22 protein-coding genes and 1 pseudogene are annotated in these 22,639 nt (G+C 67.9%); 9 read left to right on the top strand and 14 right to left on the bottom strand.

What is annotated here, in order from left to right; all coding sequences use genetic code 11:
- Positions 1-718 (top strand): nucleotide sugar dehydrogenase (locus HZB86_04285; GenBank protein MBI5904757.1); only part of this gene is annotated, 718 nt, incomplete at its 5' end.
- Positions 719-741: 23 nt separating this feature from the next.
- Positions 742-1,634: pseudogene (locus HZB86_04280) on the top strand (NAD-dependent epimerase/dehydratase family protein).
- A 2-nt stretch (positions 1,635-1,636) separates the two neighbouring features.
- Here HZB86_04280 and HZB86_04275 read toward each other — a convergent pair.
- The 3 genes from HZB86_04275 to HZB86_04265 all read right to left on the bottom strand — a co-directional run bounded on the left by HZB86_04275 (position 1,637) and on the right by HZB86_04265 (position 3,760).
- Positions 1,637-2,431, bottom strand: a complete 795-nt coding sequence (locus HZB86_04275) for a tRNA (adenine-N1)-methyltransferase (protein MBI5904756.1) — start codon at positions 2,429-2,431, stop codon at positions 1,637-1,639.
- The gene (locus tag HZB86_04270; GenBank protein MBI5904755.1) at positions 2,428-3,390 is read right to left on the bottom strand and encodes an adenine nucleotide alpha hydrolase family protein; all 963 of its coding nucleotides are present in this window, start codon (positions 3,388-3,390) and stop codon (positions 2,428-2,430) included. The genes HZB86_04275 and HZB86_04270 overlap by 4 nt, the downstream gene beginning before the upstream one ends.
- A gap of 172 nt (positions 3,391-3,562) precedes the next feature.
- Positions 3,563-3,760: a MoaD/ThiS family protein gene (locus tag HZB86_04265; GenBank protein ID MBI5904754.1), complete on the bottom strand. Its 198-nt coding sequence runs from the start codon at positions 3,758-3,760 to the stop codon at positions 3,563-3,565.
- 87 nt (positions 3,761-3,847) lie between these two features.
- Here HZB86_04265 and HZB86_04260 point away from each other — a divergent pair, with 87 nt between their 5' ends.
- From HZB86_04260 to HZB86_04250, 3 genes are all read left to right on the top strand, one after another.
- Positions 3,848-4,165, top strand: a complete 318-nt coding sequence (locus HZB86_04260) for a cytochrome c (GenBank protein ID MBI5904753.1) — start codon at positions 3,848-3,850, stop codon at positions 4,163-4,165.
- A 23-nt stretch (positions 4,166-4,188) separates the two neighbouring features.
- Entirely contained in the window at positions 4,189-4,605 is a 417-nt protein-coding gene (locus tag HZB86_04255; protein ID MBI5904752.1) for a hypothetical protein, read from the top strand.
- A 109-nt stretch (positions 4,606-4,714) separates the two neighbouring features.
- The gene (locus tag HZB86_04250) at positions 4,715-5,656 is read left to right on the top strand and encodes an AEC family transporter (protein MBI5904751.1); all 942 of its coding nucleotides are present in this window, start codon (positions 4,715-4,717) and stop codon (positions 5,654-5,656) included.
- Between the two features lie 108 nt (positions 5,657-5,764).
- Here HZB86_04250 and HZB86_04245 read toward each other — a convergent pair whose 3' ends face one another.
- The 9 genes from HZB86_04245 to HZB86_04205 form a co-directional block, all read right to left on the bottom strand.
- Positions 5,765-7,990 carry an Ig-like domain-containing protein gene (locus HZB86_04245; GenBank protein MBI5904750.1) on the bottom strand — a complete coding sequence of 742 codons (2,226 nt, stop codon included), beginning with the start codon at positions 7,988-7,990 and terminating at the stop codon, positions 5,765-5,767.
- Between the two features lie 222 nt (positions 7,991-8,212).
- Complete coding sequence (locus HZB86_04240; GenBank protein MBI5904749.1) at positions 8,213-8,857, bottom strand: LUD domain-containing protein; 645 nt, start codon at positions 8,855-8,857, stop codon at positions 8,213-8,215.
- Entirely contained in the window at positions 8,854-10,266 is a 1,413-nt protein-coding gene (locus HZB86_04235) for an iron-sulfur cluster-binding protein (protein MBI5904748.1), read from the bottom strand. Before HZB86_04235 ends, HZB86_04240 begins: the two co-directional genes overlap by 4 nt.
- Positions 10,266-11,018, bottom strand: coding sequence for a (Fe-S)-binding protein (locus HZB86_04230; protein MBI5904747.1), 753 nt, complete (start codon positions 11,016-11,018; stop codon positions 10,266-10,268). The genes HZB86_04235 and HZB86_04230 overlap by 1 nt, the downstream gene beginning before the upstream one ends.
- 45 nt (positions 11,019-11,063) lie before the next feature.
- Positions 11,064-11,402 (bottom strand): P-II family nitrogen regulator, encoded by a 339-nt coding sequence (locus tag HZB86_04225; GenBank protein MBI5904746.1) that lies wholly within the window; start codon positions 11,400-11,402, stop codon positions 11,064-11,066.
- 6 nt (positions 11,403-11,408) lie between these two features.
- A complete protein-coding gene (locus tag HZB86_04220) occupies positions 11,409-12,917 on the bottom strand; it encodes an ammonium transporter (protein ID MBI5904745.1) in 1,509 nt (502 codons plus the stop codon).
- Positions 12,918-12,993: 76 nt separating this feature from the next.
- Positions 12,994-13,806: a hypothetical protein gene (locus tag HZB86_04215; GenBank protein ID MBI5904744.1), complete on the bottom strand. Its 813-nt coding sequence runs from the start codon at positions 13,804-13,806 to the stop codon at positions 12,994-12,996.
- Positions 13,807-14,037: 231 nt separating this feature from the next.
- Positions 14,038-15,651: a nif-specific transcriptional activator NifA gene (gene nifA, locus HZB86_04210; GenBank protein MBI5904743.1), complete on the bottom strand. Its 1,614-nt coding sequence runs from the start codon at positions 15,649-15,651 to the stop codon at positions 14,038-14,040.
- A gap of 14 nt (positions 15,652-15,665) precedes the next feature.
- Positions 15,666-16,565: a DUF2279 domain-containing protein gene (locus HZB86_04205; protein MBI5904742.1), complete on the bottom strand. Its 900-nt coding sequence runs from the start codon at positions 16,563-16,565 to the stop codon at positions 15,666-15,668.
- 106 nt (positions 16,566-16,671) lie between these two features.
- On the opposite strand from HZB86_04205, the gene HZB86_04200 reads away from it, so the two are divergent.
- Positions 16,672-17,709: a hypothetical protein gene (locus tag HZB86_04200; GenBank protein MBI5904741.1), complete on the top strand. Its 1,038-nt coding sequence runs from the start codon at positions 16,672-16,674 to the stop codon at positions 17,707-17,709.
- 25 nt (positions 17,710-17,734) lie between these two features.
- Positions 17,735-18,871 (top strand): deoxyhypusine synthase, encoded by a 1,137-nt coding sequence (locus tag HZB86_04195; GenBank protein ID MBI5904740.1) that lies wholly within the window; start codon positions 17,735-17,737, stop codon positions 18,869-18,871.
- A 78-nt stretch (positions 18,872-18,949) separates the two neighbouring features.
- Here HZB86_04195 and HZB86_04190 read toward each other — a convergent pair whose 3' ends face one another.
- Positions 18,950-19,417 (bottom strand): OmpA family protein, encoded by a 468-nt coding sequence (locus HZB86_04190; protein MBI5904739.1) that lies wholly within the window; start codon positions 19,415-19,417, stop codon positions 18,950-18,952.
- 2,315 nt (positions 19,418-21,732) lie between these two features.
- Positions 21,733-22,263, bottom strand: coding sequence for a 3'-5' exonuclease (locus HZB86_04185; GenBank protein ID MBI5904738.1), 531 nt, complete (start codon positions 22,261-22,263; stop codon positions 21,733-21,735).
- Between the two features lie 58 nt (positions 22,264-22,321).
- Between HZB86_04185 and HZB86_04180 the strand changes: the two genes are divergently transcribed.
- A complete protein-coding gene (locus HZB86_04180) occupies positions 22,322-22,432 on the top strand; it encodes a rubrerythrin family protein (protein ID MBI5904737.1) in 111 nt (36 codons plus the stop codon).
- 20 nt (positions 22,433-22,452) lie between these two features.
- Positions 22,453-22,611 (top strand): rubredoxin, encoded by a 159-nt coding sequence (locus HZB86_04175; protein ID MBI5904736.1) that lies wholly within the window; start codon positions 22,453-22,455, stop codon positions 22,609-22,611.
- Positions 22,612-22,639: the final 28 nt, after the last annotated feature.

The raw sequence follows: 22,639 nt of genomic DNA, 5'->3' as shown, positions 1-22,639 counted from the left end.
GCTGTACGCCGGCGTGCTCGAGAACGTCCACCCGGTGTCCAGCGCGGCGGTCGCCGAGATGGTCAAGCTCCTCGAGAACACGTTCCGCTCGGTGAACATCGGGCTGGTGAACGAGATCGCCCTCATGGCCGACCGGATGGGAATCGACGTGTGGGAGGTGATCGACGCCGCCGGGACCAAGCCGTTCGGCTTCATGCCGTTCTACCCGGGGCCGGGGATCGGAGGGCACTGCATCCCGCTCGACCCGTTCTACCTCTCCTGGAAGGCGAAGCAGTTCGGCTTCGAGTCGCGCTTCATCGAGCTGGCCGGCGTGGTGAACGGGCAGATGCCGCACCACGCGGTCGACAAGGTGATCGAGGCGCTCAACCGCAGAAGGAAATCGGTCAACGGATCGAAGGTGCTGATGCTGGGCGTGGCGTACAAGAAGAACATCAGCGACGTGCGCGAGTCGCCCGCGCTCGACATCCTTCAGCTCCTTTCGAAGAAGGGGGCGGTCCTCTCGTATTGCGACCCGCACGTGCCGGAGGTGCGGGAGGCGGGGATGGCCCTCACGGCCACGCCGTTCACCGCGGCCGCGCTGCGGAAGGCCGACTGCGTGGTGATCGTCACCGACCACTCCGCGTTCGACTACCGGCTGGTGGCCCGCGAGGCGAAGGCGATCGTCGACACCCGCAACGCCATGAAGGGGCACAACGGCAGGAAGGTCATCAAGCTCTGACCCGCGGAGGGCAAGGGAGAACCGTGCGCTACCTGGTGACCGGCGGGGCGGGCTTCATCGGATCGAACCTGACAAGGGCGCTCCTCGCGTCCGGGCGGCGGGTGCGGATCCTCGACAATTTCCTGACCGGGAAGCGAGAGAACCTCGCGGGGCTGGGGGAGGCGCACGGCGATGCGTTCGAGCTGGTCGAGGGGGACCTGAGGAATCCGGATGACGTCCGGAGGGCGGTCGCCGGTATCGAGTACGTCCTTCACCAGGGGGCGCTTCCCTCCGTCCCGCGCTCCGTGGCCGACCCGGTCCTCTCCAACGGGATCAACGTCACGGGCACGTTGAACCTTCTGGTTACGGCGACACCCCGGAGCTTCCCAAGCGGGAGGGGATGACCCCCAACCCGAAATCCCCCTACGCGGCGCAGAAGCTGGTGGGCGAACATTACATGCGGATCTTCCACGGGGTCTACGGGCTCGAGACCGTCTCGCTGCGTTACTTCAACGTGTTCGGGCCAAGGCAGGACCCGACTTCGACGTACGCCGCCGTAATCCCGAGGTTCATCACGTCGGTGCTGCGCGGCGTCCCTCCCACCGTGTACGGCGACGGGCTGCAGACGCGCGACTTCACCTACATCGACAACGTGATCCACGCCAACCTCGCCGCGTGCGACGCGCCGGCGGACGCGTGCGGGAAGGTGGTGAACATCGCCTGCGGGGAGCGGGTCTCCCTCCTCGACATCCTGGAGATCGTCTATCGGCTGGCGGGGAGGAAGGTGCCGCCGAAATTCGAGCCGGGGCGGACGGGGGACGTCCGGGATTCGCTGGCGGACATCTCCCTGGCGCGGAAGCTCATCGGGTACGACCCGAAGGTCCCGTTCGGCGAAGGCCTAGGGAAAACGTTCGACTGGTTCCGCGCGACCGCCTGATTTCAGGAGAGCTTGCGGGCGACGACCAGGAAGGCGGAGTGGGAGAACATCCACTGGACGGGGCGGACCGACATCCCCTTCACGTGCCACGGCCGCAGGATCACCTCGAACGTCTCCGGTTCGGAGAACCCGCCGTTTTCGGCGAACCGGTCGCACAGCTGCTTCACCTGCATCGTCGAGGGGAGGTAGGAGAGGACGATCCCCCCGGGGAGCAGCGCCTCCCGGGCGTGCGGAACCGCCTGCCACGGTTCCGGAAGGTCCAGGACGATCCGGTCCACGTCCCGCTCGTCGATCCCCCGGTAGATGTCCCGCACCTTCACCTCGTGGTTCGGGCAATCCCCCAGGTACCGCCGCACCGTCCGCGCGCCGCTTTGCGCGAAATCGTCCCGCACCTCGTAGGAGACCACCTTCCCCGCGGGACCCACCGCCTCCAGCAGCTTGATGGTGAGCGCGCCCCAGCCGATCCCCGCCTCGACGACCGTGGCCCCCGGGAACACGTCCGCCCACATGAGGATCGTCCCGGTATCCTTCGGGTAGATGATCTGCGCGTGCCGCTTCTGGTTCATGATGAACTGCATGTAGGTCGGCCGGAAGGCGCGGTATTCGTCCCCCATCGCCGTCCACGCGCGGCTGCCGTCCTCCTTGCCGATCAGGTCGTCGTGCGGCAGATTTCCCTTGTGCGTGCCGAACGCCTTCCCCGGCGCGAGCGTGATCAGGTGCTCCTCTCCCTTCGGGGAGACGAGCAGGACGTCCTCCCCCTCCCGGAACGGCCCCCGGCGCACGCGTCCGTCGCTCAACCGGCGATCCTCCCCGAGCGTTGTTCGCGCCGCTTGCGCACCCGCTCCTTCATCCGGCAGAAGGCGCACGTCTCCGCGTACGTGGGGGCGCCGCACGACGCGCACGGCCTCGCCGTCCCGCTCTTCCACGACTCGTCCTCCCCCGGCGCCGCCGCCTCCGGCGGCCGCCGCAGAGGGTTCGCGTCGTCCAGGAACCCCTGGTAGAAGACGATCCGAGTCCCCGGCATCTTCTCCTCGATCAGCGACAGCGCCTCCTTGTACACCAGCGAGGTGGCGTCCTCGCTCAACGGGCACTCCTCCGTCACGTAATCGATCCCTTTCAGGAAGCCGTACGCCGCGGTCTCCAGCTCGCTCACGCGCCAGAGCGGCTTCACCTTCCGCACGAGACCGACCCCCGCCTCGGGAAGGAACGGGTGCTGCCGCGCGAGGTGGTCCCGCTGCCAGTGGACGAGGTTCCCCAGGAGCCGCGCCGTCTCGTCGTCGAGGTTGTGCCCCGTGGCGACCACGTCGAACTTCCCTTCCGCCGCGACCCGGTTGAAGAAATACCGCTTCACGGTGCCGCAGATCGAGCACTCCTGCATCCGCACGCACCGCGCGGCCTCGGGGATCGGGATCCCCTCCTTCGCGAGGTCCGCGACGATCGGCGTCTTCCCGCGCGCCGCCGCGTACGCCAGCACCTTCTCCTTCGACCGCCCGGAGTACCCGTCGATCCCCAGGTCGACGTAGAGCCCTTCCGTCTCGTACCCCAGCTCCATCAGGACGTCCCAGAGGACGAGGCTGTCCTTGCCTCCGGAGACGCACACCAGCACCCGGTCATCGGGCGAGAGGAGGCGGAACTTCCGGATCCCCTCCGTCACCTGGCGCCGGAAGAAGAGGTAGAAGCAGTCCGGGCAGAAGGCGGAGTGGTGGCTCGGCAACTCCACCGCGGCGTCGGCGCGCCGGCAGCGCTTGCACTTCATGGGGGGGAGTGCCCCATTTCGTAATTACGGCCTGCACCGAGAGGGCTGATGCGCCGCTCCGGCAAGGCGTCGCGACCGAGGCGTACTGTGAAAGTACGGTGAGGAAGCGCAACGAAGCCGGGGCGGATGCAGCGGCACTCGAATGCGGCTGTAATTACGAAATGGGGCACTATTATCCTCCGGAGACGACGGAGATGACGTCGATCGTCTCCCCGTCCTGCACGCGGTGGTCCTTCGTCAGGAGCTTCCTCCCCTGGGTGACGATGACGGTCGATGGGCGGACTCCCGCCTCGGCGAGGATGTCCATCACCCTGCGCGGGCCCCGGACCTCGATCTCTTTTTCCTTCTGGGGGATGCGGACGCGGATCATCGGAGCATTATACACAAATCGATTGAGTCCCCCGGCGGGCGGGGAGTAAGATGATCGGAAACCCACCCCTCAAGGAGGATGCAGGCAATGCGCGTTCGCTCCGTGGTTCTGTGCATTCTATCCCTTCTGGTCGCAACCCTCGTCGCCGGATGCTCGAAGCCGGAAGCTCCCAAGCCCGCCGCCCCCGCGGCTCCCGCCGCCGCCCCGGCCGCCGAAGGGAAGGCCTTATTCGAAGCGAAGTGCAGCGTGTGCCACGGCATGGACCGCGCGACCGCCCGCAAGGAATCCAGGGAGAAGTGGGCGTCGATCGTGAAGGAAATGCAGGGGAAGAAGGCCGACTGGATCTCCGACGCCGACGCGGCCAAGATCGTGGAGTTCCTGGCGGCCGAGCACGGCAAGAAGTAACCTTTTTCCGGGGAGGGGCCGACATGCGTTGGAACCGCACGATCGCCGCGCTGCTCGCGGCCGCCTTGATCCTCCCGGCGGTTCCCGCCTTCGCGGCGGAGCCGGACGCGGGGGCGCGGTTCGCGCGACGCGGAGCCGACGACGCGCGGGAGCACGGGGAGAGGCACGGGGACCATCACAATGCCGCCACCGGCCAGTCTCCCGTGAATGCGCCGCCGGCCGCCGCGGATGCGGCCGATCCCGGGGGCAAGGCGTTGTTCGACGTCAAATGCTCAACCTGCCACGCCCTGGCCCGGCCGCTCGGGAAGAACAAGGACCGGGACGGCTGGACGAACACGGTCACCCGGATGCAAAAGGTGAACGGGTGCGACATCACCGACGCGGAGGCGAAGGCGATCGTCGATTACCTCGTCCGGGTGCGCGGTCCGGCGGGGAAATGACGCGCCGTTGATCGGTTCGCCGGGCGTTCGGTCGCCCGGCGAACCGCGATGCCGGCGGGCGGCCCCGTGGAACCGGGGCCGCCCCTTTCATATCGGGGGTTGATCGTCCTTGGACATCCTGCAGTCGGTCATCCCCGTCTTCCTCGTCGTCGCGGTGGGCGCCGTCCTCCGGCGGTACCGGTTCCTCGACGAGGGGTTCATCGAAGCGGCGAACGCCCTCGTCTACTACCTCCTCCTTCCCGTGCTCCTCTTCCACGAGATCGGGGGCACCGATTTCCGCGCGGCGTTCAGCCCCCCGCTCGTGATCGGCGGTTACGCCGCCACGATCGCCGTCTTCCTCCTCGCGTTCCTGATCTCGCGCGCCCTCGGGATCGGCCCCGCGGAGACCGGCGCGTTCGTCCAGGGGACGTTCCGCGCGAACCTGGCCTACGTGGGTCTGCCCATCGTATTCAGCGCGGTGGGGCCGGCAGGGCTCCGGAAGGCGGGGATCTTCCTCGGCTTCATCGTGCCGTTGCTGAACACCCTGTCCGTGACCGCGCTCATGATTCCGCACGGAAAGAGGGAGGGGGAGAGGGTCGGGGCGGCCGCCGGGAGGGTCGCGCGGCAAATCGCCACGAACCCGATCATCCTCGCCTGCTTGGCCGGCATCCTCTGGAGCGTGTTCAAGCTCCCCGTCCCGACGATGGCCCGGAAGAGCATGGCGCTCCTCGCGCCGGCGACGCTGCCGCTCTCGCTCCTCTGCCTCGGGGGCTCGTTCTCCTTCGAGCGCGCGCGGAGGGGGTTCGCCCTCGCTGCCCTCGCCGCCTTCCTGAAAGTCGTCGTGCTGACCGGCGCGGGGATCTCGCTCTACCGGTGGATGGGCGTGTCGGGGGACGACCTCCGGATCGGCGCGATCATGCTCGGGTGTCCCACCGCCGTGGTCACCTACGTGATGGCGACCCGGCTGCGCGGGGACGCGGAGCTGGCCGGGACGATCGTCATCGTCTCCACGGCCGCCTCCGCGGTCACGATCACGGGGTGGTTGTTCTTGTTGAGGGTGCTGGGGTGGTGACCGGCGCAGGGCACTGGCAGAGATCGTAACGGGGCGGCCCGGACCGCAACGGGCAGGGAAGTCACACCCGGCCCGTTGCGGTCCGATGGCGTCGCGCCGCCCGCGGAGCTACCGTTTTCCGGTCACCGCTTTCCTCGCCAGAAGCGCGAAGGCGACAAGGGCCAGGACCCCGTAGGACCCCGCGAAGTCCGCGGGGCCGCCTCCCGTCCCGGCGATCGAGCAACCGCCGGAGCTCTCCGGCGCGACCGCCGCCTGGGGCACCGCCAGGGCGACCGGGTCGTCGATGACTCCGTTCGCCCGGCCGTCGGCATCTCCGGCTCCGCCGTCCGTCAGGGTCAAGGTCACCGTGTTACCGCTGACGACCGCCCCCGGGAACTCGTGATATCCCGCGGAGTCGACCTTGAAGATCCTGGCGTCGGCCGGGATCGGCGACGGGAAGGTGATCGCGACGCGGGCCGTCCCGCCGGGGGCGAGGCCGGCGACGTTGAACGCGACCACGCCGTTGGGAAAGCCGAATCCGGCGGGCTTGCCGGCCTGGTTGAGCATGGGATCGGTGTCGGCCATGCCGCCGGCCCCGGTCAGGCGCGTCCCGCCGGTCAGGGAGGAATCGATCGTGACGGCCTGTCCTCCCATCGGGTTCGGAACCGTCGTTTTCCGGTTGTCCATCGGGTAGGCGTCCTGGTTATCCGGTATGCCGTCCCCGTCGGAATCCACGGTGCCCGGAACGGTCGTGAAGCTCCATGCCTGGGACATCCCGAGACCGTTCCCCGCGAGGTCCCGGGACCCGGTCGTGACCGTCGCCGTGTAGGTCGTCCCGTTCGCAAGCATCGCCGACGGCGCGAACGTGGCGGTGGCGCCGGTCACCGTTACCGCGCCCGCCACGGGATTGCCGGCGCGGTCGGCCACCGTGAAGGTGGCGGTGGTCAGCGAGGCGGCGTCCATGGCTTCGCTGAACGTGGCGGAGATCGTCGTGTTCAGGGCGACGTCTGCCTGGCTGTTCGGGGGATTAGTGGCGGTCACGAACGGCGGAGTGGTGTCCGGCGCCGCGCCGGTCGTGAAGGTCCATGCGTAATCGGCGGCGAGAGCGTTGTTGGCCAGGTCCAGGACCCCGGTCGTGACCGTCGCGGTGTACACGGTGTTGTACGCCAGCGGAGCCGACGGCGTGAAGGTCGCCGTAGCCCCGGAGAGCGCCACCGTTCCCGTCACCGACGCGGTCCCCCTCCGAAGCGTGAACGTCGTCGCGTTCACGGATTTGACCGCTTCGCTGAAATTCGCCGTAACGGCCGTGTTGGCGGCCACTCCCGTCTGGTTGTTCGAGGGCGAGGTGGAACCGACCGTGGGCGGCGTGGTGTCCGCCGCCGCGCCGGTCGTGAAGGTCCAGACATGATTGGATGCGAGAGCGTTGTTCGCCAGGTCGAGAACGCCGGTCGTTACGGTCGCGGTGTACGTCGTGGAGTAGGAGAGCGGCGCCGACGGCGTGAAGGTCGCCGTCGTCCCCGAAAGCGCCACCGTTCCCGATACCGGCGTGCTCCCCGCACGGAGCGTGAACGTCGTCGCGTTCACCGACTTGACCGCCTCGCTGAAGGTGGCCGCCACGTTGCCGGATACCGGAACCGCCGTTGCGCCGGTGACGGGGTTCGTCGAGGCCACCGTCGGCGGCGCGAGGTCCGGCGCCGCACCGGTCGTGAAGGTCCATGCGTAATTGGCGGCGAGAGCGTTGTTGGCCAGGTCCAGGACGCCGGTCGTGATCGTCGCGGTGAACACCGTGGAGTAGGGAAGCGGCGCCGCCGGGGTGAAGGTCGCCGTCGTCCCCGAGAGCGCCACCGTACCAGCCACCGGCGTGCTTCCGGCGCGGAGCGTGAACGTCCCGGCGCCCACCGACTTGACCGCCTCGCTGAACGCGGCCGTCACGGCGGTGTTGACCGCCACGCCGGTCTGGTTGACGGCCGGGTTCGTGGAACGGACCGTGGGAGGCGTCGTGTCGGACGGGCCGGGTTTGCTGGCCGGATCGCCGGGGAAGGTCCTCGCGGTGATCTCCGCGCTGTTGATGAACCCGTCCCCGTCGGAATCGAGCGACTCGATCGCCGGGAACGAGTGGCCGTTGTTCCGGAAGGCGTCGGCGAAGGGATTGAACTGGCCGGTGTTGCCGCCCGGGTGGCACAAGCTGCAGCTGTTCAGGGCCGTGCCCGAGGTTCCGTACGTGGTGTTGAACGTCGACAGGTAGGACGATCTGGCGTGGGCCTTCCCGCCGGACGCGACAAGGAGCAGGGCGGCGACAGCCAGGGTCCCGATCCAATGATTGGCGGACGTTTTTTCGAATCCGTAATTCGTCATGCTTGCACCTCTGGATCTGTAATCCCTTTCCCTGCCCGGTTTCCTGGAGGAAACGCGTAATTCCATCCGGTTTCCATCCACTTCCACCGCTTGGAGGAATCGGTATCCGGACCGAGATGAAGGGTTACCGAGAATCTTTTGCAATATGGGTGCCAGAAATAAAACGGTAAAGCGCTGGGGATTTCGGATTGCGGCAACCCCGCGGCCGCGGGAGACGGGCGGTTACTCTACCAGCAGGACGATCGCCTTCTTCGGCCCGTGGGCGCCGACGGTGAGGGTCTGCTCGATGTCGGCGGTCTTGCTTGGGCCGGTGAGGAACGAGATGTTGCGCGGAGGGTCCGCGACGTACGGGATCAGCGCTTCGTCGATGGATTCCGCCACCCGGGAGGCGGGGACGATCGCCACGTGCACGTCCGCGAGCAGCCCCGGAAGAAAGGTGTTCCCCCCGGCGCTGGTTTCCACGACCGTGCCCGTCTCCGCGATCCCGGCATCCGCCGTGCGGAACCCCGCGGTGACCGGCGCGCCTCCCGCCCGGACCGCCTCGCCGGTCGTGAGCGCGAACGGGCCGAACGGGACCAGCGCTTCCGCCACGCGGCGCGCCTCGACATCCGCCGGGGGGTGGAACAGCTCGGTCACCCCCGCCGCCCGCAGCTCCTCCGCCAGGTCGTGCAGCGCCGATTCCGGAGGCCCCTGGAACAGCACGCCCCCGGCGGCTTCGAACGCCCTGCCGAACCGCTCGAGCCGGTCCCCTTCCCCCGGGACGGGAGCGGGAGGAGCGGGCGCGTCGTCGCCCTCCCCGCCGGCGGGTTGTCCCGTGGCGGCCGAAATGCGGCGGAACAGGAGGAGGCGTTCGTCCGCGGGCGTCACCCCCGCACCCCCCGCCGGATCTTCCACTGCTTGCGGAACGGCTGTTTCGCCGCCGCGGGGAAGTCGCGGCGCTCCGTCCAGCCGGAAAACGGGTACGGGAGGCCGGCGACCGGATTCCCCTTGGTGAAGAACTGGACGACCACGCCCAGGATCCGCTCCACCGCCTCCAGGAGGCCGGCCCGCCGCATCACCGCCGCGTACCCCTTCATGCCCGCGATCTCCCCGGGGGTTTTCAAGCCCTGCTCCCGCTCGTCCGCGCGAAGTTCGAGCAGGAATTCGGGAAGCGGGATCTTCACCGGGCATACGTCCGCGCACGCTCCGCACAGGGTGCTCGCGCCCGGCAGGGGAGCCGCCTCCGGGAGTCCGAGCAGAAGGGGGTTCAGAACCGCGCCGATCGGGCCGGAGTAGACCCACCCGTACGCGTGCCCCCCCACGCTCTGGTACACCGGGCAGACGTTGAGGCACGCCCCGCACCGGACGCACTTCAACACCTCCCGGTACTTTCCCTCGAGGATGGCGCTGCGCCCGCAATCCAGCAGGAGGATGTGCATCCGCTCGGGCCCCTCGGCGTCGCCCGGTCGCCGCGTTCCGGTCAGGACCGAGACGTAGGAGGAGATCGTCTGGCCGGAGGCGCTCCGCGGGAGCAGGCGGAGGAAGGCGGGCAGGTCCGCCATCCGCGGGATGACCTTCTCGATCCCCGCCACGGCCAGGTGGACCCGCGGGAGTATGGTGCCCATCCGCCCGTTTCCCTCGTTGGTGACGAGGACGACGGAGCCGGTGTCGGCGATCAGGAAATTCGCGCCGGACACGCCCATGCCGGCGGAGAGGAATTTCGCGCGAAGGTGCTTCCTCGCCATCCCGACCAGCTCGGGGATGCTGTCGGTGGGAGGCTCTCCGAGCTTCCGCTCGAACAGGCGGGAAACCTCTTCCCGCGTCTTGTGGACCGCGGGAGCGATGATGTGGGAGGGGGGCTCCCCGGCGAGCTGGATGATGAACTCCCCGAGGTCCGACTCCACGACCTCCACGCCCGCCGCCTGCAGGGCGTCGTTCAGGGAGATCTCTTCCGCCGCCATCGACTTGGACTTGACGGCGTGGGTGATCCCCTCGTCCGCCGCGATCCGCGCGGCGATCGCGCGGGCCTGCGCGGCGTCCCGGGCCACGTGGACCACCGCGCCCCGCCGCTCCGCCTCCTCGATGAAGCGCGCGAGGTGCGTCCCCAGGCGGGCGAGGGTTTCCCGCTTGATCGCGGAGGCGCGTTCCCGCGTCGCCTCGAACCCGGGGAAGGCGGCCGCCGCGGCGTCGCGGTGGGCGACGAACCGGCCGGTGGTTCGGCCGAGCGCCTCCTGGAGGGTCCTGTCGGAGAGCGCCTTCCGGGCGTTCCGGGCGAAGGCGTTGGCGTTCGGTTCCATCAGCGGCCTCCTTCGCTCCCGCCCGCCAGGATCTCGGCGATGTGGATCGCCTTCACCGGGTATCCGTACCGGGAGATCATCCCGCCGATGTTCATCAGGCACCCGAGGTCTCCGGTGGTCACGTAGGAGGCGCCGGTGGCGAGGATCCGCTCGATCTTCCGCTCGGTGATCCTGCACGAGATGTGCGGGTGCTTCACGGAGAAGACGCCGCCGAAGCCGCAGCACCGGTCGCTCTCCTCCATTTCCACGAATTCCACGCCGGGGATCGCCCGGAGCAGCTCCCGCGGCTGTTCGTACACGCCGAGCCCCCGGCGGAGGTGGCACGAGTCGTGGTACGTCACCTTTCCGGCGAAGGCGGATTTCGGGTCGGTCACCCCGAGGACGGACACGAGGAACTGCGACAGCTCGAAGATCCGCTCGCCGGCCGATCGCGCAAGCGCAAGCGTCCGGGGATCGTCCCGGAAGAGGGCGGGGTAGCCGTGCTTCACCATCGCGGCGCAGGAGCCGGACGGGGTCACGATGTACCCGTCTTCGGGGAAGGAGAGGAGGAACTTCCGCGCCATCGCGCGGGCCTCCTTCCGGTTCCCGGAGTTGAAGGCGGGCTGTCCGCAGCACGTCTGGGACAGCGGGACCCGCACGGTCGCGCCGAAACGCTCGAGGACCTCCACGGCGGCGAAGCCGACGCCGGGGGCGAAGGCGTCGGCCAGGCAGGTGAAGAAAAGGGAAACGGGGATGGGCCCTTTCGGATCCATCCCCGTAGTATACGCAATCGTCCTGCGGGCCGTACGGCAACCTTCCTACAGCGCCTCCCGGCCGCGTTCGCCGGTCCGGATCCGGACCACCTCCTCCAGGTCGAAGACGAAGATCTTCCCGTCCCCGATCTTGCCGGTCCGGGCGGCGGTCAGGATCCGCTCGACGACCGCGGGGACCGCGTCCGCGGGCACGGCGACCTCGATCTTGACCTTCGGGATGAAGTCCACCACGTACTCCGCGCCCCGGTACACTTCCGAGTGACCCTTCTGTCGTCCGAACCCCTTCACCTCGAGGACGGTCATCCCGGTGATCCCGATCTCCCCGAGGGCGCTTTTCACCTCGTCCAACTTGAACGGCTTGATGATCGCTTCGATTTTTTTCATGGCCGGCTACCTCCGCTCGACCAGCTGGAAATTCGGATATGCCGAGTTGCCGTGTTCGTGGTAGTCCAGCCCTTCCATCTCCTCCTCCTGGCTCACGCGGATCCCGTTGGAGAGCGCCTTGGTGACGTACCAGAACACCATGGACAGGATGAACACCGCGGCGGCGATCACCGCTACGCCGAGGAGCTGCGGCCCGAGCTGGGCGATGCCGCCGCCCAGGAAAAGGCCCTTCTTGGCCACCGCGGCGGCCGGGCAGACGGTGGGATCCGAGAAGAGGCCCAGCGCGATGGTCCCGAACACCCCGTTGGCCAGGTGGACTGCGGTGGCGCCCACCGGGTCGTCGATCCGGATCCGGTCGAAGAAGAAAACCGCCAGGACCACCAGGATGCCGGCGACGATGCCGATGATCAGGGAACTGGTGACGCTCACGAAGGCGCAGGGAGCGGTGATCGCGACGAGCCCCGCGAGACAGCCGTTCAAGGTCATACCCAGGTCGGGTTTCCCGAGGAGCACCCAGGCGAGGATCATGGAACTCAGCGTCGCCGCCGCGGCGGCGACGTTCGTGGTGGTGGCCACATGGGCGATGGAGAGACCGTCCGCGGCCATCGTGGAGCCGGGATTGAAACCGAACCAGCCGAACCAGAGGACGAACACGCCGATGGCGGCCGAGGTCATGCTATGACCGGGGATGGCGTTCACCTTGCCGCCCGGGCCGAACTTCCCCATCCGGGGGCCGAGCACGATGATCCCCGCCAGCGCCGCCCAGCCGCCGATGGAGTGCACCACCGTCGATCCCGCGAAGTCGAGGAATCCCTTGCTCGCGAGCCATCCGCCTCCCCAGATCAGGTGACCGCCGATGGGGTAGATCACTCCCACCAGGAACAGGGTGAAGATGATGAACGCCTTGAACTTGATCCGCTCGGCCACCGCGCCCGACACGATCGTCGCCGCGGTACCGGCGAACACGAGCTGGAAGAAGAACTTCGCCCAGAGCGGAACGCCCGTCCAGTTGAGCGCGTGGTACACGCCCTGGTAGGCGTCGCCCATGGCCGGGCTGTTGTCGGCCCCCGAGGCGAGGAACAGGCCGCTGAGGCCGACGATCGGGTTCCCGTCGCCGAACATGACCCCGAAGCCGAGAAACAGGAACGCGATCGAGGAGACCGCGAACACCACGAAGTTCTTGAAGAGGATGTTCACGGTGTTTTTCGCCCGGCAGAAGCCGGACTCCACGAGGGCGAAGCCGAGGTTCATGAAGAAGACCAGGAACGCCGCCAGCATCGTCCAGATGGTGTCCATCGCGATCTTCTGGTTGGCGATCGAGTCCGCCATCTCCCTGGTGAATGCCGGGGGTGCCGCGGCCGGGGGCGTCGCCGCAGTCGCGGCCGCCCCGACCGCCGGAGCGGCGTCCGCGGGCTTCGCCTCCTCCGCGGCGGCGGGAAGGGCCATGCCCGCTCCCAGCAGGAGCGCGGCAAGGCACAGGGCCAGCGCCGTCCATTTCCGAAGATGTGCTTTCATGGTGCGTCTCCTTTTCGCCCGCAAATGATGCGGGACATTTTGGTCGTCCGGATGCGATGTGCCGAAACGGTTCCCGTTACGGGAAGTTGATGTCGAGCTGGACGGTCGCCGTGTTCTGCCCCGCGCGGGCCTTGTTGTTGTAGACGTCGTAGCCGAAGATCACGCTCACGTTCTTGGCGAACGCCCAGGAGAAGGCGAAGCTGGTGGCGCCGAAGGCATTCTTGCCGCCCTGGTGGTCGACGGCCACCCAAAGCTTGTCGGAGATCTCGCTCATTGTCCGGTCCCACGAAGCCAGCAGGCCGCTCTCGTCACCCTTCACCCCGTTGGAGTCGTAGACGGTGGCCACGGAGGACTTCTTGTTCAGTCCGTAGTAGCCGACGGAGAACCGTCCCACGACGGGAAGCGTTTTGGCGACCAGTCCGTACCAGATGTTCGCGTCCGTGCCCGTCTTGGTGTAGACGCCGTTGGTGACTTCGCCCTTCTTCGTGCCCCAGTTGTAGCCGCCGACGGCCACGGCCGGCTGCATTTTGAAGAAAGCGTCCTCCGGGATCCCGACCTTGGCGTTGAGATAGATCGGGTACTTGTCGAGGCCGCTCGAGGTGTTGAAGCCGCCGTAGATCAGGTCGAACCCGACCTCCGCCTGGATTTTCTGGAACGGCAGGACTCCGGCGGTCAGGCCGAGGTCGACGACGGGGGGAACGTTCTGGCCGCCCGTGCCCGGTTCCGGCTTGGTGCGGACATACGTGTCGAACCCGAAGTGTCCCGTCTTGAACGCCTGGACGTCGGTGGACGGGATCCAGATCTGCGTGGACGGCGTGGCCGATGCGATGGTCGCCGCGATCCCGCAGATCGCGAACGCCGCGAGGGCGATGCAGGACGCGCGGATGATCCGGGTGCTCTTTTTCATGGTGTCCCCCTGTGGGAAAAATGTGTACGACGCAGGGGACAGGAGCATCGGCCGTGCCAGACGCGGGCGGCCTTCGGGGAGGCGGGTGAAACGTACCGGGAGGAAAGGGGAAATCCGGAGCGAGCGGGCGCCGGGGTGGGCGACGGGCGCCCGGGCGGGCGCGACAATTATGTCGTTTATTCTACCTTGCGGGTCGGAGGCGGCCCCGGCAGGTCACCGCTTCCAGGGGGAGGAGAGGCCCCCTTTCTTCATCTTGTACGCCACCTGGCGCGGCGTCCACCCGAGGAGCTTTGCCGCGCGCGCGATCACCCATCCGGCGCTCTCCAGGGCGCGGCGCAGCTCCTCGCGCTCGAGTTCCCTCAGGTAATCGGCCCGGGAGCGCCCTTCGGGGGCCGGAACGGGGGAATAGGCCTCGGCGGCGGAGGAGGCGGCCACGGGCGGCGCGGACGGCTGTCCGTACGCCCCGGTCGCCTGGATCCCGGTGGAAACCCGGATCGCGCGGGGGAGGTCCTGCGCCCGGACCGTCGGGTCCTTCGCCATCACCACCGCGCGCTCGACGAGGTTCTCGAGCTCCCGGACGTTCCCGGTCCACCGGTATTCGAGGAGCAGGTCGAGCGCCTCCTTGGTGAAGGAAACCCCCTTCCCGTGCTCCCGGTTGAACCGTTCGAGGAAATGCTCGGTGAGCGGAAGGACGTCCTCCCGCCGGTCCCGCAGCGGGGGAAGGAAGATGGGGATCACGTTCAGCCGGTAGTACAGGTCCTCCCGGAACGTACCGGACGCCACCATCTTCTCCAGGTCCGCGTTCGTCGCCGCGATGATGCGGACGTCCGCCGGCACGCTCCGGTTCTCTCCGAGCCGCTCGAATTTCCGCTCCTGCAGCACCCGGAGCAGCTTCACCTGGGTGGGGAGCGGGATGTCCCCGATCTCGTCCAGGAAGATCGTCCCGCCGGACGCCTCCTCGAACCTCCCCTTCCGCTCGTCGACCGCCCCGGTGAAGGCCCCCCGCTTGTGGCCGAACAGTTCGGACTCCAACAGCGTCTCGGGCAGGGCGGCGCAGTTCACGGCGACGAAGGGCCGCTCCGCGCGCGGCCCCCCCTGGTGGATCGCCCGGGCGATCATCTCCTTCCCCGTCCCGCTCTCCCCCCGCAGCAGCACGGTGGCACGCGAAGAGGCGACGCTGGTCACCGCGGCGAACACCTCCTGCATCCGCTTGCTCTGGCCGACGATGTTCTCGATCCGGTACGTCTTCCGGATCGTCTTCTCGAACTCCTTCCGCTGTCGCTGGAACTCCTCCTGCAGCCGTTCGATCGCCTTGTGGAGCTTCAGCGCCTGGCCGACGAGGCAGCCGACGACGGCCAGGGTCCGCGCGTCCCCCTCCAGCGCCTGGGTGCCCGTCCGCCCGATCCGCTCGGCGGATAGCACGCCCAGCGTTTCCTCGCCGATCTTGATGGGCACGGACAGGTACGAGAGAGGACGGTCCGCCTTCCCGTGGGCGCGCGTCTTGTCGAGGAACGACGGCTCCTTGCGGACGTCGGGGATGGCGATGGGGCTGCCGGTCTTCATCGTCTTCCCGACGATCCCCTCCCCCCAGACGTACCTCGCCCGTTCGCGCTGCTCCGCGGTGTACCCGGCCGCGACGATCATCCGGATCTCGCGGGTGGCCTCGTCGGGGCGGAAGATGGCGGCGCGGTCGAAGTCCAGGAAACTCTGCAGAGTCCGGAGGGCGGTCCCCAGAGCGCGTTCGAGGTTCAACGTGGAGGTCAGGATCTTGGCCACCTCGTGGATGGCCGCGATCTCCGCCTTCTCGGGGGAGCGGTGGCTGGTCACGCCGCGATTATAGCTCAAGGGAGCCGGTGATGGCGCAACGCGGTCGTCCCCGGGACCTGGAGGAACTCCAGGAAGGTGTCCGCGGCGCCCTGGATCCGCCCTCCCCGGAGACCGCCCCGGAAGAGGGTGTCGCCCAGGAGGCGGGACACGTTCACGGCGACGCCGTACGACACCCGCCGGTGGGGATCCGACTTCACGCCGTCGTTCAGTTCGTATCCGCGGGTCCCGTAACCGGCCTGGAGCTCCAGGTATCGGGCCAGGGGGAGGTCCCGGAGCCGGGGGACGCCGTCCAGCTTGAACGCCAGGAGGTACGTCTGCCCCGAGTAGTCGCCGAGAGGGTCGTTCGTCCCCAGGCGGCGGGCGTCGCCGGATCGGCGATAGAGGAGCCGGAAGTCGACCAGCGCGTCGAGGGAGGGATACTTCTCCATGGCGAGGGCCAGCGCCACCCCCGCCGCGTTGAACACCGTATCCTCGATGCTGAAGCGCCATTTCGAGGAGAAGCTGTCCACGAGCTCCACCCCCGTCATCACGCCGAAGGTGGTGAGGCCCGCCAGTTTCAGGGAGTCCGCCGCTTCGTTCCCGAGCCCCTCGAACGCGCGGGCGAGGAGCCTCGTTCCCCCGTAGGTGATGTAGGCGTGGCCGAGCTTGTCGGAGCCGCCCGCGTACGTTCCCTGCCCGAACCACCCCTCGCTCCGGGGCCAGGCGGAGGACGTCATCCCTTCGTTCCACCAGTTCATCGCGCCGTAGCCGCCGACCCCGAGAACGATTCCGCCGATGACGGCGGTGTTGCGCCGGCGCAGCGAACGCGGATCGGGCTCCTCGGCGGCGGCGGTGACGTCGCCGGCGGAACAGACGGCGGGAACGCAGATCATCGCGACGAGAAGCGCCGCGTACCGGCAGGTTCTGCTCCGCAAGGGGCCTCCGGGCGGGGCGACCGTCCATTCCCCCACCGGGAAATTATACCTTGCGCGGACGATGGAATATAATGCCAGCAAGATTCCCACTCTCCGGGAGGTGCCCATGCGACGCCATGCGAACGTCCGCTCCCCGCGCCATCCGATGGCCTTCCTGTTCCTGCTCGTGGCGGCCGCCTGCCTCGCGGGGTGCGCCGCGGGCAGCGGGGCGGGGACCGCTCCCCCCGGGATGCACGGAGGCCCCGGGGCCACGGGGAAGGCGGATCTCCCGAAGGATATCGACGTCCGGCTCCGGCTGGCGGCGGGCGACTCCTGGAAGAGCCGGTACCTGTCGACGAGCGAAACGCGGCGGACGCTGGTCACGGCGGACGGGAAGGCGACCGTGAAGTCCCGATCGGTCGGGCTGGAACTGGTCGCCGTCCAGAAGGTCGTATCCGTCGAGGGAACCGTCGCCCGGATCGAGATCTCCGAGTCGGACGCGCGGATCCTGCAGGACGGGAAGTTCCTCACCGCCCCGTACAAGCAGTTCAACCCCCCGAACCCGGTCGTGTTCACGCTGGACACCGCCGCGGGGAAAGCCGATTTCACCGCGGTGCGGGACGCGTACGGGAAATGGATGGCGGGCTTGAAGGAAGGGCCGGCGGGGGACATCGTCGGAAAGACGTTCCGCCTGGCGGCGTACCTCGCCGCCATCGAGGAGATGTACGTGAAGCCGTTCACGCGGGTGGCGGGGAGGACCGTCTCGAAGGAAGAGACGGCGACCGGAAAGGACGTCGTGCTGCCGTTCCTCGGGCACGGCGCCGGCGCGCCCCCGGTTCCCGTGGAGGGGTCGATGCGATACACCGGCTTCAGCGCGGCCGGCGGCCTTCACCTGCTGGCGGTCGAGGGAAAGTACGAGGGGAGGACGACGCTCTCTTCCCGGGAGGATCTCGAGGTCCGGCTGGCGGAGTTCGGCGTGAAGCCCACCGCGGAGTTCTCCGGTTCCGGGGAGATGAATGGGCGGTTCCGCTCCTCCGTGGACGCGCTCTCCGGCCGGGAGGTGTCGTCCTCCAATCGGCTCACGTACACCGCGGAGTGGGCGTTCGGCGGCTCGAAGCTGGTCGAGGAGGTTGCCGGGAAGTCGACGCTGGAGAAGGCGGAGTAGGATCATCACGGGAAGGGTGAACGGGATGGGAAAGAAGTCGGGATATCTGGCGGGAGCGCGCATCCTTCCGCCCCACGTGGGGAAGAGGATGCGGGCCGCGGACCTGGTGGACCGGACGTTCCTCGCGTACAACGCGGGCAGGCTGCGGGAGGGGGCGCGGCTTCTGGCGGAGAGGATGCTGCGGCGGGACGTGACCGTGGGGATGTCGATCACGGGGGCGCTGACTCCCGCGGGTCTGGGCGTCTCCTGCCTCGTGCCGCTTCTGTCGGCGGGATTCGTCGACTGGATCGTGTCCACCGGCGCGAACCTGTACCACGACGCGCACTTCGGCCTCGGGCTCCCGATGCACGCCGGGTCGCCGTTCCTCGACGACCGTGCCTTGCGGGACGAAGGGGTCGTCCGGATCTACGATGTCCTCTTCTCGTACGATGTGCTCCTGGACACGGATGCGTTCTTCCGCCGGGTGCTCGACCTGCCCGAATTCCAGGCGGAGATGGGGACGGCCGAGTTCCACTTCCGTCTCGGGCGGTACATGGCGGAGCGGGAAAAAGCCCTCGGGCTCGGCGAGGTCAGCGTGCTGGCGGCCGCGTGGCGGTACGGGGTGCCGGTCTACACCTCCTCCCCCGGCGACTCGTCGATCGGAATGAACGTCGCCGCGATGCGCCTCGGCGGGCGCGGTGTCCGGTTCGACGTCTCCCTGGACGTGAACGAGACCGCGGCGATCGTCTACGGCGCCAAGCGGAACGGGGGCAAGAGCGCCGTCTGGATCCTGGGGGGCGGGTCGCCGAAGAACTTCATGCTGCAGACCGAGCCGCAGATCCAGGAGGTCCTCGGGCTGGCCGAGAAGGGACACGACTACTTCCTGCAGGTCACCGACGCCCGCCCCGACACGGGAGGGCTCTCCGGCGCGACGCCCTCGGAGGCGGTCTCGTGGGGGAAGGTCGACCCGGACCGGCTTCCGGACACGGTGGTGTGCTACATCGACTCCACCGTGGCGCTGCCGCTGCTGTGCGCCTACGCGTTCGACCGCGCCGGGAATCGACCGCGAAGGCGGCTGTACGACCGGCGGGGAGAGCTGCTCTCCGCGATGGCGTCGGCGTACCGGAGGACGGTGGGGGATGCGAAGGTAACGCAGAAGCGGAAGGTGGCGCGGAGGAAATAGTAAAACGGCCGGGAGGTTTCCCTCCCGGCCGGGATGCGGCAACGTCGCCCGGGGCGTTTCGCCCGGGCGGTTTCGTTTCTACCGGAAGACCGCGTCGACCCGGCGGTTCTGCTGCCGTCCCTCGGGGGTCTTGTTGTCCGCGACCGGCTTGTCCATCCCGTAGCCGACCGAGGAGATCTTCGAGGCGTCGACGCCGAGCTTCTCCACGAGATACTTCCTCACGCTCTCGGCGCGGCGCTCGGAGAGCTTCTGGTTGTACTTCTTCCCTCCGACGTTGTCGGTGTTCCCCTCGATGGTGACCGTGGTCTCGGGATACTTCTTCAGGTAGTCGGCGACCCGCGCGAGATCGGCGTCGTAGACCGGCTTGATGTCGGCCTTTGCCGTGTCGAACTGCACCTGGAGACGGATGACCTCCTTGACCGGCTTGGGGGCCGGCGGCGGAGGAGGCGGAGGCGGCGTCACCACCGGTTCCGGCTTGGGAGCCGGCGGCGGCGGCGGGGGCGGCGGCGGGGGCGGCGGAGGCGGCGGAGGAGGCGGAGGCGCCACTGCCGGTTCCGGCTTGGGCGGGGGCGGCGGAGGCGGCGGAGGAGGAGCGGGGACCGGCGCCGGGGGAGCCTTCGCGAAGTCGAACACCCGGGAGACCCCGAGGAACAGCCTGTACGTCGGGGCTCCCATCCCCTTGTTGACCCCGGCGCCCGCGCCGGCGGTCAACGTGAATCCGGGGTTCAGCTCCCTGCGGTACGCGCCGAGCACCTCGAACGGGGAGGTGACCGTGTTCTGGTACGGATACGCCATCGGGGTCTCGCCGTTGATCTCGGCGACGATCTGGTCCTTGCGGGCTCCCGGCAGGCGGTACACGCCTCCCACGCCGTACTGGATCCACGGCGTGTAGTACCCCGGATCGTTGCGGGTTTTCGCGATGTCTCCCACCTGCTCCAGTCCGGCGTTGGCGTAGAGCGTCACGGGGCCGGAGACGTCGTAGTGCCCGGCGGCCTTGACCCCCAGCCCCAGCTTCCGCTCGGAAAGCAGGAAGTTGTTGTTGCCGGTGGGGAAGTTGATGAACGGCACGACCGCGAACCCGTACCCCTGCCCCTCGATCAGCCGGTACTTTCCGTTGGCCCGGATGTCCCCGATATTGGAGTTGGACCCATACCGTCCGGAGTTGACGTTCAGGCTGTCGGTGGCGCGGAGGAACGGGATGTCGATTCCCAGCTCGAAGTTGTTCGTCAGGCCGTACGCCGCGGTGAGTTCCGCGGTGTACAGCTTGTCGACGGCGGTCTGCTCGACCTTCAACAGCTGGATGTCGCCGTAGTTCAGCGGTTTCTTGGCGAAGTGGAGCCAGAAGCCCAAGGCGAGCTTGTCCTTGCCGATCGTCTCGTCGGAATCCACGGTCAGGGCGCCCAGCCCGTCGGTGGTGGGGTGGAACCGCTGCGCCTTGGGGGCGAGCAGGTGCGCGGCCTGCGCGGAGGTCGCGGCCAGGAAGACCGCAGCAACCGCCAGCGCGATCAGCCCGGCCTTGTTAAAAAGCCCGCGTCTCCTTCCGTGCAGTAGCTTCAGCAGCCCCACGGGGGCCAGGAGGAGCGCAAGCGTCAGGGCGAGGAGCCCGCCGCTTTCCCCGGGGCCGCCGCTCCCGCCGCCGGAGACGATCCGGCCGCAGATCAGGCCGTGCCCCATGCCGTTGTCCTCGATCGTGTTGGCGCTGCCCAACGCCGTTCCCCCGACGCCCTTGAAGGCGAAGATGAACGTGTTCGGGGTGCCGAGCGTCGGACCGTCGGCGGTGCTGGGCTGTCCGAAGGAGTAGATCTCCCCCCCCACGGCTATGAGGGCCGCCAAGGCCTCGGCCTGGGTGCCCGCCGCTCCGTAGAAGGTCGTGAACGACTTCGTTGCGCCCGCCGCCAGCAAGCCGAAGTTGAAATCGAACAGGGCGCCGTGGTCGCTTGGGCCGGCGTCGGTCACGGGGCCGGGCCGATAGGATGAAAACGAGAACGGATTCCCGGAATTGAAGCCGTTCGTGTCGGTCCGGAACAGGTTCCCGACGGAGTAGTGGGATATGGTCACGTATTCGCTGAACGCGGTCGGGTAGATGTCCCAGTCCATGACCCGCCGGTAGAGGAGCTCGACGGTGTTGTCGCTGATGTTTGCGATGGTGACGTCGACCTGGTACAGATTGCTCGTCACCGGGCTCGGGGAGTAGGTGTGCGTGACCCGGTAGAGGTTGTCGGTTCCGACGACGATCCGCACCACGCACGTCGCGGTCGACGCGGTGTTGTCGAACGACTCCTTTACGATGTTGACGATCCCTCCGACGGACTCGTTGGCGAAACCGAATCTGCCGGTCAGGTTGTCTCCCACCCCCCACCCCTCGCAGAGGCAACCCGGTTCCGTTGAAGCGGCGCCCGTCGGGACGTAGCGAAGTCCCATGGCGCCGATCCCGAGCGGATCACCCGGGTAGGGGACGTTGAGGTGTCCTTCGTCGTGCACCCCCATCTGGATGGTCCCGTTGCTGATGATCGCTCCCCCGGTGGCGAAGACATTCAACGGGAAAAGCGTCGCCACCAGCACAAGGAACAGCAACCCTGTTGTTTTTTTCACCGCACCCTCCCCGAAAATTTGATCGCGATCGACATCTTCCCCCCCCTTGTTTGTTGCCCGGAACTGGGCGGGCCGGGCAACGTGCTAATCCGAATATTTACAGGGAGCAATAAAACAGCAAACCGCATGCCGAGAGATTCGTGTACGGTGATAATAATTGCTAAATAGTTTCAAACACATATTCTGCAGCACCGTGTTTTATTTTTTTCACGTAGAATTGAATAAATATAATAAGGAATATTTTACCGATAAAATGGAAATGTTTCTCTCTATCCGGCCCCCCGCAATAGACGAAGCAGCAATTTTCCCGCCGCCCACGCGTCCGCCTCCGCCCGATGGAAGGAACACCCGATCCCGAGTTCTCCGCAGATGAAGGACAGGGAGTTGGACCGGAACCGTCCGGTGCGGCGGGCGAGGGCCAACGTGTCGATCACCCGGTTGTCCGGCCACGCTCCGCCGGCCATCCGCGCCTCGGCCCGAAGGAACGAAAGGTCGAACGGGGCGTTGTGGAACACCAGCGGATCGTCGCCCACGAACGAGAGGATCCGGGGGAACAGGTCGGCGAAGGGCGGCGCACCCGCGACCATCGGGTCGGTGATCCCGTTGACCGCGGACGCCCCCGGGTCGATCGGACGAAGCGGATTGACGAGCGACACGAAGGAGTCGATGACCGTTCCCCGCAGGAAGCGGAGCAGCGCGATCTCGCAGATCCGGTGGCCGTCCGCGGCCGACAGGCCGGTCGTCTCGACGTCCGCCGCGACGAACGGCGTCTCCGCGATGTTCCCCTCCGCCCCCGCCACGCCTTCTCCTTCCGGCAGGTGTGGTATAAAGTAGGCATCATCCCATAGGAGCCCTTCGATGAAAAAGTGGAAATGCCGGGTGTGCGGTTACATCCACGTCGGGGACAAGCCGCCGGACTTCTGCCCGATCTGCGGGGCCCCCTCCGATCAGTTCGTCGAGATAGGATGACGTCGCCAATGGAGCTCCCGATGACGAAATGGAGATGCATCGTCTGCAGCTACGTGTACGATCCCGCCGTCGGCGACCCCGATAACGGCGTCCCGCCCGGCACCCCGTTCGAATCGATCCCGGACGACTGGGTCTGCCCGCTCTGCGGCGCCGGGAAGGAAGAGTTCGAGGCCGCCTGATGCCGACCGTCACGCTCGCGCCGGGCGT

It is taken from the genome of Deltaproteobacteria bacterium (genome assembly GCA_016234845.1).
Taxonomy (GTDB): Bacteria; Desulfobacterota; Deferrimicrobia; order Deferrimicrobiales; family Deferrimicrobiaceae; genus JACRNP01.
Note: the sequence above shows the minus strand (reverse complement) of the source record. Positions and strands in the feature narration are given on the sequence as shown.